Source organism: Cytobacillus gottheilii, from assembly GCF_018582665.1.
Taxonomy (GTDB): Bacteria; Bacillota; Bacilli; order Bacillales; family Cytobacillaceae; genus Cytobacillus; species Cytobacillus gottheilii.
The window spans coordinates 4,243,684-4,258,036 of the sequence record NZ_CP071709.1 but is presented as its reverse complement, the minus strand read 5'-3'; the positions used below and the strand labels follow the sequence as shown (position 1 = coordinate 4,258,036).

At 42.0% G+C, this 14,353-nt stretch carries 15 protein-coding genes; all 15 read left to right on the top strand.

The window, feature by feature from the left end:
- Positions 1–216 precede the first annotated feature (216 nt).
- The 15 genes from J1899_RS20985 (at position 217) to J1899_RS20915 (ending at position 14,290) form a co-directional block, all read left to right on the top strand.
- Entirely contained in the window at positions 217–633 is a 417-nt protein-coding gene (locus tag J1899_RS20985; RefSeq protein ID WP_066442322.1) for an SRPBCC family protein, read from the top strand.
- Complete coding sequence (locus tag J1899_RS20980; protein ID WP_214476507.1) at positions 634–960, top strand: ArsR/SmtB family transcription factor; 327 nt, start codon at positions 634–636, stop codon at positions 958–960. It begins immediately after the preceding gene.
- 132 nt (positions 961–1,092) lie between these two features.
- Entirely contained in the window at positions 1,093–1,824 is a 732-nt protein-coding gene (gene spoIIR, locus J1899_RS20975; protein WP_214476505.1) for a stage II sporulation protein R, read from the top strand.
- A 151-nt stretch (positions 1,825–1,975) separates the two neighbouring features.
- Positions 1,976–2,356, top strand: coding sequence for a glucose starvation-inducible protein GsiB (gene gsiB / locus J1899_RS20970; protein ID WP_214476503.1), 381 nt, complete (start codon positions 1,976–1,978; stop codon positions 2,354–2,356).
- Positions 2,357–2,562: 206 nt separating this feature from the next.
- A complete protein-coding gene (locus J1899_RS20965) occupies positions 2,563–3,009 on the top strand; it encodes a GNAT family N-acetyltransferase (RefSeq protein ID WP_214476500.1) in 447 nt (148 codons plus the stop codon).
- A 166-nt stretch (positions 3,010–3,175) separates the two neighbouring features.
- A complete protein-coding gene (locus tag J1899_RS20960; RefSeq protein ID WP_214476498.1) occupies positions 3,176–4,219 on the top strand; it encodes an L-threonylcarbamoyladenylate synthase in 1,044 nt (347 codons plus the stop codon).
- Positions 4,220–4,356: 137 nt separating this feature from the next.
- The gene (locus tag J1899_RS20955) at positions 4,357–4,908 is read left to right on the top strand and encodes a manganese efflux pump MntP (protein WP_214476496.1); all 552 of its coding nucleotides are present in this window, start codon (positions 4,357–4,359) and stop codon (positions 4,906–4,908) included.
- A 113-nt stretch (positions 4,909–5,021) separates the two neighbouring features.
- The gene (locus tag J1899_RS20950) at positions 5,022–5,471 is read left to right on the top strand and encodes a low molecular weight protein arginine phosphatase (protein ID WP_214476494.1); all 450 of its coding nucleotides are present in this window, start codon (positions 5,022–5,024) and stop codon (positions 5,469–5,471) included.
- A 22-nt stretch (positions 5,472–5,493) separates the two neighbouring features.
- Positions 5,494–6,792: a methyl-accepting chemotaxis protein gene (locus J1899_RS20945; protein ID WP_066442344.1), complete on the top strand. Its 1,299-nt coding sequence runs from the start codon at positions 5,494–5,496 to the stop codon at positions 6,790–6,792.
- Between the two features lie 192 nt (positions 6,793–6,984).
- Entirely contained in the window at positions 6,985–7,425 is a 441-nt protein-coding gene (gene rpiB, locus J1899_RS20940; RefSeq protein WP_066442345.1) for a ribose 5-phosphate isomerase B, read from the top strand.
- A gap of 27 nt (positions 7,426–7,452) precedes the next feature.
- Positions 7,453–8,025, top strand: coding sequence for a TIGR01440 family protein (locus J1899_RS20935; protein WP_214476492.1), 573 nt, complete (start codon positions 7,453–7,455; stop codon positions 8,023–8,025).
- A 506-nt stretch (positions 8,026–8,531) separates the two neighbouring features.
- Complete coding sequence (gene glyA / locus J1899_RS20930) at positions 8,532–9,773, top strand: serine hydroxymethyltransferase (RefSeq protein WP_214476489.1); 1,242 nt, start codon at positions 8,532–8,534, stop codon at positions 9,771–9,773.
- Between the two features lie 216 nt (positions 9,774–9,989).
- Positions 9,990–10,619, top strand: coding sequence for a uracil phosphoribosyltransferase (upp, locus tag J1899_RS20925; RefSeq protein ID WP_066442348.1), 630 nt, complete (start codon positions 9,990–9,992; stop codon positions 10,617–10,619).
- 17 nt (positions 10,620–10,636) lie between these two features.
- Complete coding sequence (gene wecB / locus J1899_RS20920) at positions 10,637–11,785, top strand: non-hydrolyzing UDP-N-acetylglucosamine 2-epimerase (RefSeq protein WP_214476487.1); 1,149 nt, start codon at positions 10,637–10,639, stop codon at positions 11,783–11,785.
- A 252-nt stretch (positions 11,786–12,037) separates the two neighbouring features.
- A complete protein-coding gene (locus tag J1899_RS20915; RefSeq protein WP_214476485.1) occupies positions 12,038–14,290 on the top strand; it encodes a S8 family serine peptidase in 2,253 nt (750 codons plus the stop codon).
- Positions 14,291–14,353 lie beyond the last annotated feature (63 nt).

Below are 14,353 nucleotides of genomic sequence, written 5' to 3'. Positions count from 1 at the left end.
ATGATCCGGGAACCGATCAAAAAACCCATGAACATAACCCAAATCACTCACTCTCCATCCAACCCCTCCAAACCACATCAAACCAACTCCTTACATCCACTCATACAATCAATCATTCAAGGAAATAATCTTAAAGGTACATACATTGACATATAACCAAAAGGTGTTATATCATACAAAGTGAAACCAAATGGTTCTATATAAGGAGGACTTTCAATGGAAGCTTTACAAGATATTAAACAAACAGTGATGATTGAGGCGCCAATTCAGAAAGTGTGGGATAAAGTTTCAACTCCAAAAGGAATTGAATTATGGTTTATGCCTAATGATTTTAAACTTGAGGAGGGCTATGAGTTTCATGTTCAATCTCCTTTCGGTCCATCACCATGCAAAGTTTTAGAAATTGATGAGCCTAACAAAATTTCTTTTTCATGGGATACAGATGGTTGGGTAGTTACCTTTCTATTAAAAGAGGTAGGGAATCAAACAGAATTCACTCTTGTCCATGGCGGATGGAAGGCTCCGGATGAAATTCTTCCAAAGCCGAATGAAAAAAGTTCTGTTATACGAGATCGAATGGATCATGGCTGGGCTGGCATTGTTCAAAACCTTCGCAAGGTTGTTGAAGGGTAAATGTCAGCAGTTAAACATGATGTCTTTCAGGCTATTGCAGACCCTACGAGAAGAGAAGTGCTTCGTCTGCTGGCTAACGAGGAACTGCCGATTTCAAAGATATCCGATCACTTTCCGATTAGCCGCACAGCGGTTGCCAAACATCTTCATATCCTGTCAGAGGCACAATTGGTTACCGGAAAAAGGATTGGAAGAGAAAAAATATACACACTTCACCCTGAGCCGCTGACAGAGGTCCAGCAATGGCTTTCTTATTACGAACAATTCTGGCATAACAAACTGTCAATCCTAAAACACATCGTTGAAAGCGACGACGACCAAAAATAGATGACTCCCTAAAACTGCTTATTATTAAGCAGTTTTTCTATTTAAAAAGAACAAATAATTTTTTTCCATTTTACTAGTTTAAGAATTTCCGAATCTGTCCACAATGAGGATATCGAAAGGGTGGTGCCGGAAATGAAAACAAAATGGACTGTGAACTTATACATTTTATTATTATCGATTGGAACAATTTTTAGTTTATATATACCGCAAACAGAGGTAACGGCTGATGAAGAATTAGTGATTCCTAATGAAGCCATTCGACTGCGGATTCTAGCTAATAGTGATTCAGAAGCAGATCAAAATGTGAAAAGATTGGTCAGAGATGCGGTCAATGAAAAAATTACAGAATGGGTGTCTGATTTAACATCTGTTGAAGAATCTCGCAAACTGCTTCAGTCGCGTCTGCCGGAGATCCAAGCAATTGCCGAGAGTGTGGTAGAAGAACAAAATGTCCCGCAGTCAGTCAAAGCAGAGTTTGGGAAGGTAGAGTTCCCTACCAAGCTATATGGTCAGTTTTTATATCCAGCCGGTGAATATGAGGCTATTTTAATCACACTTGGAGATGGCGATGGAGCAAACTGGTGGTGTGTCCTGTTTCCTCCCCTGTGCTTCCTTGATTTTTCAAATGGAGTAGCTGTAGGTGAAGGTTTTGAGGAAGATGGGAAAAAGGCTTCTGCTGAAGAAGTGAATACGGAGCAAACAGTTGAAAAGGAAGAAAAGAAAGAACAGAAAGAACAGAAAGAACAGAAAGAACAGAAAGAACAGAAAGAACAGGAAGAACCGATATACGCAGGGGAACAGGATGAAGAAGAGGTAGAGGTTAAGTTTTTCCTAGTGGAAATTTGGAATAAGATTTTTGGATAAGCATTTGTGGCGCAGTGATGACTTTTTTCTCTGCGTCTTTTCTTTTAAAAGTCTAGAGGAAAATTATAGTAACTTTCTTTAAGGTGTTTCAATCTATCAAAATCGGATATTTATATGAATGTAACATCAAACAACAAAGGAGATGGATACAATGGCTAACAACAACAACAACAATAACGGTAAAATGTCTCGTGAGGAAAGAGGCCGTAAAGGCGGAGAGGCAACTAGCAATAACCACGATAAAGAATTCTACCAAGAAATCGGCCGCAAAGGCGGAGAGGCAACTAGCAATAACCACGATAAAGATTTCTACCAGGAAATTGGCCGCAAAGGCGGAGAAGCAACTAGCGAAAATCATGACAAAGAATTCTATCAGGAAATTGGCAGCAAGGGCGGAGAAGCAACAAGTGAAAATCATGATAAAGAATTCTATCAGGAAATTGGCCGCAAAGGCGGGGAAGCAACAAGTGAAAATCATGATAAAGACTTTTATCGTGAGATCGGCCGCAAAGGCGGAAACTCTAACGATTAATAGATTTGATTTCCTAAAGGATATCGATATGCGTCCAGCATAGCACGGCAGTCAACGAGTGGCTGCCGTGTTTTTCTGTCCATTAATACTAGCGAGGCTTGTCATTATAATATATATTCATCTTTTCTATCATTTTCTGTTCTATTTGTCTTCCTATCAATCATATTCATAGATTAAGTTCATTAATTGAAGATGGGGTGAGAGGAATGAATAAGGCAGAAGTTCGTTGTGCTGGTATTGAGGATGTTGAAAAGTTATCATTATTTTTACAGAATGCAAAGGTAAGTTCTGAAGGGATTAAAGATTCCATTGATTATTTTTTACTTTGTGAGAATGAGTTGGGCCAGATTCAGGCATCATTAGGGATAGAGCCTCATGGGCAGGTTGGTTTGCTGCGCTCACTGGTGCTTAGCCCGAACTCTACTGAAAAGGATATGTTTATATTACTGGAACAAATTTTAATGTTGGCTAGAGATAAGGGATTAACGGAGCTGTACATGGCTTCAAACAAACAAAGTGCTGCCCTCTTCTTTACGCTAATGGGCTTTCAGCCTCATGATTCCACGAAGCTGCCTGCGGACTTATACGAATCAGAGCATGTTAAACACATCCTTTCTGTGGATAACTCGTATTTCTTGAAGTTTTCCATATGAAATGTGGATAAAATGACAAAGTTATACACAAAAAGGCCATTTTTATACACAATTTGTGGATAAAAGCTTGAGTTATCCTCTAACTTCTTTTATACTTTCAAAAGTGATTCGTAGAAAAGTGAGTAATATAGGCATTCATAAGAAGAAATATTGAAGGTGAATTTAGATGGATACAAAAAGATGGTCAGTGGATAAAAATGTGGATAATTTAACTGGTTACCCACAAATAACACAGGCAGCAGATCTTTTATTAAATAATGAAGTTGTTGCATTCCCGACAGAAACGGTATATGGCTTGGGCGCAAATGCTTTAAATGACCAGGCGGTAGCGAAAATTTTTGAAGCAAAAGGCAGGCCAGCGGATAATCCACTTATTATCCACATTGCGGATGAAGCGGTGGTTTCGGACTTTGTGGAGGAAATCCCTGAAAAGGCTAAGCAATTGATGAAGGCGTATTGGCCAGGACCGCTTACAATTATCTTAAAAATGAAAGAGGGGGTGCTGTCTGAAAAGGCAACGGTTGGGTTATCCACAGTGGGAATCCGCATGCCAGATCATCCAGTAGCCCTTGCTTTATTACAGAAAACAAATCTTCCTATTGCCGCACCTAGCGCCAATTCTTCCGGAAGGCCAAGTCCTACAACCGCTGAACATGTGTGGGACGACCTGCAGGGGAAAATTTCTGGAATTGTTGATGGCGGGCCAACGGGAGTAGGGCTGGAATCTACCGTTCTGGATTGTACAGAAGAAATTCCAGTCATATTGCGTCCAGGCGGGATTACTGCCCAGCAAATTGAAGAAGTTATTGGGAAAATTACGGTAGATCCTGCATTGCTTGATAGCGGGCAAAAACCAAAGTCGCCTGGGATGAAGTATCGCCATTATGCTCCAGATGCCGCACTTGTTCTGGTTAAAGGAGAACGGGAGGATATTCAGCGGCTTATATTTGAAAAGCAGCAGGAGGGACTAAAGGTTGGTGTCCTGACAACTGAGGAAAACGAATACTTTTATCAGGCAGACAAGGTTATTGCATGCGGAAGCAGAAAAAATCTGGATTCAGTTGCTGGCTCCTTATATGATACGTTAAGGAATTTTAACAGCGCGGATCTCGACCTTATTCTAAGTGAAATGTTTCCGGATGAAGGAGTTGGACAGGCGATTATGAATCGTCTAGTTAAAGCGGCCGGATATCGTATTATATCCATTTAATTTCTTTAGCCGTCTCGGTGTGAGGCGGTTTTTGTGTTTCCTGTAGCTTGAAAAAAAGATCATTGTGAAAAACATCGTCTAAATGACTTTGGACTTGCATATCTTGAATTAGCAAGTCCAAGGGGGCGATATACAACATGACAGAAATATTTGGCGAATTACTCACAATCGGCTTAATGGCATTCGCGCTGGGAATGGATGCCTTCTCAATAGGATTGGGAATGGGAATGTTTAAGCTTCGTTTGCGGCAAATTGTGAAGATTGGACTGACCGTGGGACTGTTCCACGTCCTCATGCCGATGCTAGGCATGATCACCGGCAGGTTCCTGTCGGACAAGTTTGGGGAAATTGCCGCTTATATTGGCGGCGGGTTGCTGATTTTACTCGGAATTCAAATGGTGTTATCAAGCTTTAAAAAGGAAGAAAACAGCTTAATTTCACCTGTAGGATTTGGCTTGCTATTATTCGCGGTGAGTGTGAGTCTGGATAGTTTTTCAGTCGGCTTATCGCTGGGAATATTCGGAGCTAAAACAGCGGTAGTTTTAACTATGTTCGGCGCTGCAGCAGCTATTTTAACATGGGTCGGACTTTTTATTGGCCGGAAAGTGCAAGGCTGGCTGGGCTCATACAGTGTAACTCTAGGTGGAGCGATCTTGCTTGCCTTTGGTATTAAATTGCTGTTTATGTAAAAATATATAGAAAAAGTTGGGGGAGAAGGTGTGACTTTTCTCTCTTTTTTTTGCAATCTAGTCTATGGGATTTAGGTGTTTTGTCTTATAATGTAATAGAGGGGGCAGCAAATATGAAGAATATACTATTTGTTTGTACAGGCAATACTTGTAGAAGCCCGATGGCTGAAGCCATTTTAAAATGCAAAGGGATTCCGGGGCTCCAGGTGAAATCTGCTGGTGTTTATGCAGGTGCTGGAAACAAAGCCTCCCTGCATGCGCAGCAAGTTCTGCAAGAGCAGGGCATTCCATTTAACCATGAATCATCACCATTAACAGCTGAGCTTCTGCAGTGGTCCGATTATGTGTTTACCATGACTTCTGATCATAAGCGGCTCATTTTAGACCGTTTTAATGGGGTTGAAGGAAAGGTTTTTACGCTGAAGGAATTTGCAGGGGATGCAGCAATAGATATTATTGACCCTTACGGAGGATCTCTTGAGATTTACAGAGCCACCTTCAATGATTTAAAAGAAGCTATTGATCAGGTAGAGAAATCTTGGGAAAAGCAGGAACGCAACTAAATCGGCTTTGCAGGGGGAAGTTATGGAAGAGAAAACGAAGTATAAGTTTGGTCTGCGCAAAAAGCTTGTTGTATTTATAATGACTCTGGCCATTATTACATACACGACAAGCGCCTTGTTTTTATATGTGGTTTATCCGTTTATTAAAGATCTAGTTCCAGTTGGACAAGTTATTTTTACGATTATTACGCTGAGCCTCGGTGCAATCTGGTCTGGTATTCTGGCTTATTTTGCAGCTGGATTTCTCATTAACCCGCTGAAAAAGCTGGAAAAAACGGCTTTAAAAGCAGCACATGGCGATATCAATGCGGAAGTGGAGCTATCTAAGTCTGATGATGAAATCCGTTCATTAGGATTAGCTTTTAATCACATGCTCTACAACTTGAAGGATATGGTTCAGAAAATAGAAGAGAATTTTCAAGAAACCAATGATAAGGTAATCTCTATTTCACGTGAATCAACAGCAGCAGCAGAGCAGGCAGAGGTCATTTCCAGAACAATTGCAGAAATTTCAGCGGGTGCCGATCATTCTGCAGTTTCTATTCAGTCAACGGCTGAGTCAGTGGAGAGTGTTATACAGATTGCCCAAATTGTACAGAAAAAAGCGATAGATTCTGAAAGCGTTTCAAAGGAGTTAATCGATGACCTTGTTGATTCCAAGAAGGTGATTCATTCTTTGATCTCTGGAATTGAAAAGCTTGCAGCTGGAAATGAACAGTCATTAGAGACGGTTAAGAGATTAGAAGACAATGCCTCCAAGGTCGAACAGATTATCAAGCTTGTTGGCGATATTGCAGCTCAAACCAATCTCCTTGCATTAAATGCTTCCATTGAGGCGGCGCGTGCGGGCGAGCATGGGAAAGGTTTTGCAGTTGTTGCGGATGAAGTGCGCAAGCTTGCGGATGAAAGTGCGACGGCAGTGCAGGGCATTTCCGAATTGATTAAAAACATCCAGCAAGAAGTAAAAAATGTTGTAAGTCAAATCAGTCAGCAAGTTCAATCGGCGAATATGGAAGCGAAAAAAGGTACTGAAACAAATGCAGTGATCGAAGAAATGACGAAAACGGTCAATGAAATGGCTGAATCTGTTTCTGAAATTACAGGACTCGTTGGCCAACAGATGGAGAGCATTCATCACACATCTCAGCAATCCCAAGAAGTTGCAGCCATCGCAGAAGAAACCTCTGCCGGTGCAGAAGAAGTGGCGGCTTCTTCTCAACAGCAAACGAATGTCATTGAAAACGTTGAAGTCCTTGCCAACGAACTAAAAACACAAGCTGAGAAACTTAAAAACACAATTACCAGATTTCATACTTCATAAGGGCCTGCGGGCTCTTTTTTTGTGGAGTGGGAGTTTGGGTGCGGGATTCGACACATTTCGGGGCGTTTCGGGGCGTCACTGTGACGCCCCGAAAACGCCCCATATGCACCCTGAACCACGCCCCGAATCTAAACTTTATAATTAAGCGCTTTTATGTAAAAATAAGAGTAGAAAATAGAGGAGGCTGTTAACATGAAGGTAGCGATTGCATCAGATCACGGCGGAATTAACATTAGAGAAGAAATAAAAAACTTAATGGATGAAATGGGTATACAGTATGAAGATTTTGGCTGTGAGTGTGATACATCTGTTGACTATCCGGATTATGCTTTGCCAGTTGCTGAAAAGGTGGCCAGCGGAGAATTTGACCGCGGCATCTTAATATGCGGGACAGGCATTGGCATGAGTATTGCAGCTAATAAGGTGAAAGGCATTCGCTGTGCGCTTGTACACGATACGTTTAGTGCAAAAGCGACGCGGGCACATAATGACAGTAATATGCTGGCAATGGGCGAGCGTGTGATCGGACCTGGTCTTGCACGGGAAATCGCAAGCATCTGGCTTGGTACAGATTTTGAAGGCGGCCGTCATGAAACACGCGTAGGCAAAGTTACGGCTTATGAAAATAAATAATCTACCTGTCTCAGGAGTGTGAAGACAATGGCGGAAGAATTGCAGACATGGAAAAAAGAGCTCGATGAGATTATTGAGCAATTTTTACAAACAGTTTCTCTAAATGAAAAAAGTGTGGTTGTCATCGGCTGCAGCACAAGTGAGGTTGCTGGAAGCAGGATCGGTACGGCTGGAACAGAGCAGGTGGCAGAGATGATTTATCATTCACTGCAGAAATTGACCAGTGAGACGGGAGCTTCACTGGCATTTCAATGCTGTGAACACTTGAACCGGGCACTTGTGATCGAGAGGCAGGCTGCTGAGTTTAAAGGGTGGGAAGAAGTCAGCGTCGTTCCCGTTCGAACAGCTGGAGGTGCCATGGCGACCTATGCTTACGGCTCAATGAACGACCCTGTAGTTGTGGAACATATAAAAGCTGATGCAGGCATTGACATAGGTGACACATTCATTGGCATGCATTTAAAACATGTAGCGGTCCCTATTCGAACCACGCAGAAAAATGTTGGTGCAGCACATGTCACACTGGCAACAACACGGCCTAAATTAATCGGCGGAGTACGAGCTGTCTATGAAAAAAAGACAGAAAATGAATCATGCTAACCTTTGCGTATGCAAAGGTTTTTTTATGAGTTGATGTTAGGATTGGTTGGCGAATATATTTCTATTACAGCGAAAAAAATGTAATAACGGCGAAAAACCCCATTTAACGGCGAAAAACCCCATTTAACGGCGAAAAAAACGTAATAACGGCGAAAAACCCCATTTAACGGCGAATATCTAGCCTGCGCCCCTTTGGGCAGACAGTCACATCAGCCGCAATGTTTGAAACAGCCCCAATCATTGCTTCAATCATCTTATAAGTGGCACATCCTCCTGGAAAACAGGTTGCTCCCCGAATAGACGATAGCCCCAGAAATGATTCGTATTTTTTAAAGATTAAAACAGAAAAACATGTTAAAATGAAAGAGATTTTTGGTACATAGGACGCGTTTTAACAAGCAGAACAAGGTTTTCATGGCCTCACGGCGGGATGACTTGCCTTTTTAGGAACAAGTCTGTTTGTGAAGAACGCGATAATAAGCTGTTGGACAAGGGGAGGATTATAAATGAAGCATTTAGCACAGCAGGATGAGCAGGTTTTTCAGTCGATTCAAGATGAGCTTAAGAGACAGAGAACAAAAATTGAGTTAATTGCGTCCGAAAACTTTGTCAGCGAAGCCGTAATGGAAGCACAGGGCTCTGTACTGACTAATAAATACGCAGAAGGCTACCCGGGACGCCGATATTATGGCGGCTGTGAGCATGTGGATGTAGCTGAGGATCTTGCCCGTGATCGCGCGAAGCAAATTTTCGGAGCGGAGCATGCCAATGTGCAGCCGCATTCTGGTGCACAGGCAAACATGGCTGTTTATTATACAGTACTTCAGCATGGTGATACCGTTCTTGGTATGAATCTTTCACATGGCGGACATTTAACACATGGAAGTCCAGTAAACTTCAGTGGAATTCAATATAACTTTGTTGAATATGGTGTTGATGAGCAAACGCAATACATTAACTATGATGATGTCCTTGAAAAAGCGCGTGAGCATAAGCCGAAGCTGATTGTTGCGGGTGCAAGTGCATATCCTCGTGCGATCCACTTCAAGCGATTCCGTGAAATTGCCGATGAAGTGGGCGCTTATCTAATGGTAGACATGGCCCATATCGCAGGTTTAGTTGCTGCGGGCCTTCACGAAAATCCAGTGCCTTATGCTGACTTTGTCACAACAACAACACATAAAACATTACGCGGACCGCGCGGCGGCATGATTCTTTGCAAAGAAGAGTTTGCTAAAAAGATTGATAAATCCATCTTCCCTGGTCTTCAAGGCGGACCGCTTATGCATGTGATTGCTGCTAAAGCAGTTGCCTTTGGTGAGGCGCTGCAGGACAGCTTCAAGGACTACGCGGGCAGCATTATTCAAAATGCTCAGCGTCTTGCGGCGGCACTTGCGAAAGAAGAAATTAACCTAGTTTCTGGCGGAACTGATAATCACCTTTTACTTATTGATTTGCGCTCTTTAGATTTAACTGGAAAAGTAGCGGAAAAAGTCTTGGATGAGATCGGTATTACCGTCAATAAAAACACAATTCCATTTGATCCGCAAAGCCCGTTTGTCACTAGCGGTGTTCGTATTGGAACGGCTGCTGTTACATCACGCGGTTTTGGTGAAAAAGAAATGGATGAAATTGCTTCTATTATTGCATTAACGCTGAAAAATCATGAAAATGAAGAAAAGCTTTCAGAAGCAAAGCAGCGTGTAGAAGCTTTAACAAGCCAATTTACACTTTATCCTGAGAGATAATAGAAAATAAATCGAAATCCCGGTCAGATTCATCTGGCCGGGATTTTATTTGCTGCTGAGAAACAGACATCAGTTGTGCGTCTTCCTTCACTTATATTCTTACTTTCATGACACTTCCTTAACAATTTGCTTTGATAGTTGCCCTCGTATTTATTTTTCTGTAAAATTAGACGAAGTGCAAACAGAACCATTTTAAACAAAAAAGGAGAGATTTCGATGGCAAAGGTATATGTATTTGATCATCCATTAATTCAGCATAAACTAACATACATACGTGAAAAGAATACGGGTACAAAAGAATTCAGGGAGCTTGTTGATGAGGTTGCGACGTTAATGGCATTTGAAATAACGAGAGACATGCCTTTGGAAGAAATCGAAATTGAAACACCAGTAAAATCCACGAAGTCAAAAGTGCTTTCCGGTAAAAAATTGGGGATCATTCCGATTTTGCGTGCGGGCATTGGAATGGTAGATGGAATTCTGAAGCTGATCCCAGCTGCAAAGGTTGGACATATCGGACTTTACCGTGATCCTGAAACATTAATGCCGGTTGAATATTATGCAAAGCTTCCAAGTGATGTGGAAGAAAGAGATTTTATCGTTGTGGATCCGATGCTTGCAACAGGAGGATCTGCGATTGAAGCGATTAATTCCCTGAAAAAACGCGGCGGTAAACATATTAAATTTATGTGCTTAATTGCTGCTCCAGAAGGGGTAGAAGCGGTGAAGGAAGCACATCCGGATGTTGATATCTATATTGCTGCACTTGATGAAAAGTTAAATGACCATGGTTATATTGTTCCAGGTCTTGGCGATGCCGGCGACCGTTTATTTGGCACAAAATAAGGGAGGAGAAGATGATCATGAAAAGTCCAATAAAAGTAATGACGATTTTTGGAACAAGACCAGAAGCGATTAAGATGGCGCCGCTTGTACTTGAACTGCAAAAATATCCTGAGCACTTTGAATCTATTGTTACTGTTACGGCTCAGCACCGTGAAATGCTTGACCAAGTGCTGACGATCTTTGGAATTACACCTGACCATGATTTAAATATTATGAAGAATCGCCAAACCCTAATTGATGTTACAACAAGAGGGTTGGAAGGCTTGGATGCTATTATGAAGGAAGTTAAGCCTGACATTGTTCTGGTGCATGGTGATACAACAACGACATTTATTGCAGGACTTGCTGCATTTTACAATCAGATTCCTGTAGGACATGTTGAAGCAGGACTGCGGACATGGAATAAGTACTCGCCATTCCCGGAAGAAATGAATCGTCAGCTTACAGGTGTGATGGCTGATCTGCATTTCTCTCCAACTCTGCAGTCGTCACAGAATTTAGTTCGTGAAAATAAAAAGGAAGAAAGCATTTTTGTAACTGGCAATACCGCAATCGATGCTTTGAAAACAACAGTTAAAGATGAATATCATCATGAAGTGCTCGACAAGGTTGGATCTGATCGCCTTGTATTACTAACTGCACACCGCCGTGAAAATCTTGGTGAGCCGATGCGCAATATGTTTAAAGCGATTAAACGGCTTGTAGACGAGCAGTCAGATATTCAAGTTGTATATCCTGTTCATATGAATCCGGCTGTTCGGGAAATTGCCGGGGAAATTTTAGGGAATGATGATCGCATTCACTTAATTGAACCGCTTGATGTGATTGATTTCCATAATTTTGCTTCCCGTGCCTATTTAATTTTGACAGATTCTGGCGGTGTTCAAGAGGAGGCTCCTTCTCTTGGTGTACCGGTTCTTGTTCTTCGTGATACAACAGAACGTCCAGAAGGAATCCAAGCAGGCACATTAAAGTTAGCAGGAATTGAAGAACAGCCAATCTATGAGATGGCAACGGAGCTATTGACAGATGAAGAGGCATACAAAAAAATGGCTCATGCTGTCAATCCGTATGGCGATGGACATGCTTCTTATCGTATTTGCGAGGCAATCCGCTATCATTTTAAACAGCTGGAAAACCGTCCGGAAGAATATAATCCGCAATAAAATAAACTTTGCCTTACCGTGGTATCACTTCGGTTAGTAAAGCAGCAGAAGCAGTCTGATTCTTATTGAATTGGACTGCTTTTTTGTAAATTCTTACGAAATTTAAGGATTTGCTTAAATTAAAGATATCAAAAAGGCAGCCTAATAGGACCGTTTTTACACGTTCCCACCACCCAATCAGGCATTTCAGCAAAAGATGCATACTCCCATCTCAAAAAGAAAACGCTAAGCAGTAAAAAGAGGTGCATCGCTATGAGATATTTTCTTTTATTGTTTCTTGTTTTTATCCTTATTTTCCCCTTATCTGCATATAGCACCCCACTGGAGACACCGCCGATTCCTGGTATGGAGGACGGTGAAGAGGTAGCAATCATTGTACTAAAGGACGGGCAAAATGTTCAAAGTGTGAAAGAGCGTGCCATTGAGGCAGGGCTTGAGGTCCGCCGTACTTATCATATTGCCTTAAACGCAATCTCTGTTAAAGGGAATTCATCTGCAATTCAAGAATTGAAGGAGGAGGCAGCTGTTTCCTTTATCTCTTCTGTTAACACGTATACTGTACACTCAGAAAATAATATTGAATTGATTGGCGGGGATTTAATCCGTGGTTATTTTGATGAAGCAGATCATCGGTTAACTGGGAAAGGAGTGAAAGTAGGTATTATTGATACAGGTGTTGATTATCATCATCCGGATCTGGCCAGGAATTATGGAGGCGGTCATGATGTTGTTGACGAGGATGATGATCCGATGGAAACAAGGGCTGCTGGAGGAAAATTCACTCTGCATGGAACTCATGTTGCAGGCATTATCGCTGCGAACGGCAGATTAAAGGGGGTTGCGCCAGAAGCAACGATTATTGCCTATCGTGCATTAGGGCCAGGAGGCAGCGGCACAACGGAGCAAGTTATTGCAGCGGTCGAAGAAGCCATTAAAGATAAGGTCGATGTATTAAATTTATCACTAGGCAACAATGTTAACGGGCCAGACCTGCCGATTAGCATGGCATTAAATAAGGCGGTTGACGAAGGAATTACAGCTGTCGCATCATCAGGCAATTCGGGTCCTAATATTTGGAGTGTCGGTTCGCCAGGTACTGCTGCGAAAGCTATCTCTGTAGGTGCATCCACTCCCTCTCTCATGATTCCGTATCTAAAAGTAGAAGGAAGAAACACGCGCCTGCAGCTATTGCAGGGTTCTCCTGCATGGAAGCTTGATAAATCATATCCCCTTGCAGACGGTGGGATCGGCACAAAAAGGGATTTAAAGAATGTGAAAGGGAAAATCGTGCTTATTGAACGAGGCGAGCTGACTTTTTCGGAAAAATGTCAAAATGCGTATGAAGCAGGCGCTGAAGCAGTTGTGATTTATAACAATACAAATGGTCATTTCCAAGGAAATCTTGAAGGCAAACATCATATTCCTGCAGCTTCGCTTTCAAAAAAAGATGGAAACCGTCTTATTAAAAAATTGAAAAACAAACCCTTGTTAGCGCAGACCAATATAATAGAAGAAAAAGATTTATTAGCTGATTTCAGTTCGCGCGGCCCTGTAACTTCTACATGGGAAATTAAGCCGGATGTAGTTGCTCCGGGAGTAGCGATTAAAAGCACTATCCCAGGCGGTTATCTCCCGCTTCAGGGAACAAGTATGGCAGCGCCGCATGTAGCAGGAGCATGTGCACTTTTAAAACAGGCCCACCCTGATTGGGGACCTGAACAGATTAAGTCAGCTTTAATGAATACGGCGAAACAGCTTGTGAATCAAACGGGACTTCCGTACAAAACTTACGAACAAGGTGCAGGAAGGATTCAGCTGGAAAAAGCCTTAAAAACAGAGTCGCTGGTGATGCCGGGTTCTCTGCAGTTTGGGAAGTTTAAGCTTGCCGATCAGCAGCATATGCATACAACATCTATTGAAATAGAGAATACAGGCAGATCAGAAAAAACCTATTCATTTAACATTCCGCACAAAGTTGAAGGGATTCAGTGGGAACTGCCGCTTTCATTTCAAATCGCACCAGGTAAAAGAAAGAAAGTTGAAATCAAAATGTCAGCCGACCCGAGAAAACTTACCGAAAAAATATATGATGGAAGCCTAACGTTAAACGCCGGAGCAGAGAAGATTAAGATTCCTTACTTATATGTACTAGAGGAACCTAATTATCCACGAGTGATGGGCTTTGCAATTGGAAAAGGCGATAAACCTGGTGTATACCGCTACGAAGCATATCTTCCTGGCGGTGCAGAAGAATTCGGAATCGCTCTGTTTGATCCGGAAAGTCTTCGGTTTATTGGTTTTCTTGATTGGAAACGGAAAGTGAAGAAAGGACAGCTGGAAGAGGAAATAGAAGAATCTAAGCTGCCGGCCACTGGCCTTTACTTAACGAAGATATTTGCAAAAAAATCAGGCAAAGAGGACTGGATTGAAACCTATTTAGTTGTTGGCCCGCATGGTGAATTAACACAGCAGAACGAGAAGGCTGAGTCCAAAAATCTAAACTGACCATTGTGCAATTAACATCTTATAGAAATCCACTATCCAGAGCAAATGGACAGTGGATTTCTT

Excerpts from the sequence above, each read along its gene's own strand:
- J1899_RS20985 (WP_066442322.1), top strand. The coding sequence starts at position 217 with ATGGAAGCTTTACAAGATATTAAACAAACAGTGATGATTGAGGCGCCA.
- J1899_RS20980 (WP_214476507.1), top strand. The coding sequence starts at position 634 with ATGTCAGCAGTTAAACATGATGTCTTTCAGGCTATTGCAGACCCTACG.
- spoIIR (WP_214476505.1), top strand. The coding sequence starts at position 1,093 with ATGAAAACAAAATGGACTGTGAACTTATACATTTTATTATTATCGATT.
- gsiB (WP_214476503.1), top strand. The coding sequence starts at position 1,976 with ATGGCTAACAACAACAACAACAATAACGGTAAAATGTCTCGTGAGGAA.
- J1899_RS20965 (WP_214476500.1), top strand. The coding sequence starts at position 2,563 with ATGAATAAGGCAGAAGTTCGTTGTGCTGGTATTGAGGATGTTGAAAAG.
- J1899_RS20960 (WP_214476498.1), top strand. The coding sequence starts at position 3,176 with ATGGATACAAAAAGATGGTCAGTGGATAAAAATGTGGATAATTTAACT.
- J1899_RS20955 (WP_214476496.1), top strand. The coding sequence starts at position 4,357 with ATGACAGAAATATTTGGCGAATTACTCACAATCGGCTTAATGGCATTC.
- J1899_RS20950 (WP_214476494.1), top strand. The coding sequence starts at position 5,022 with ATGAAGAATATACTATTTGTTTGTACAGGCAATACTTGTAGAAGCCCG.
- J1899_RS20945 (WP_066442344.1), top strand. The coding sequence starts at position 5,494 with ATGGAAGAGAAAACGAAGTATAAGTTTGGTCTGCGCAAAAAGCTTGTT.
- rpiB (WP_066442345.1), top strand. The coding sequence starts at position 6,985 with ATGAAGGTAGCGATTGCATCAGATCACGGCGGAATTAACATTAGAGAA.
- J1899_RS20935 (WP_214476492.1), top strand. The coding sequence starts at position 7,453 with ATGGCGGAAGAATTGCAGACATGGAAAAAAGAGCTCGATGAGATTATT.
- glyA (WP_214476489.1), top strand. The coding sequence starts at position 8,532 with ATGAAGCATTTAGCACAGCAGGATGAGCAGGTTTTTCAGTCGATTCAA.
- upp (WP_066442348.1), top strand. The coding sequence starts at position 9,990 with ATGGCAAAGGTATATGTATTTGATCATCCATTAATTCAGCATAAACTA.
- wecB (WP_214476487.1), top strand. The coding sequence starts at position 10,637 with ATGAAAAGTCCAATAAAAGTAATGACGATTTTTGGAACAAGACCAGAA.
- J1899_RS20915 (WP_214476485.1), top strand. The coding sequence starts at position 12,038 with ATGAGATATTTTCTTTTATTGTTTCTTGTTTTTATCCTTATTTTCCCC.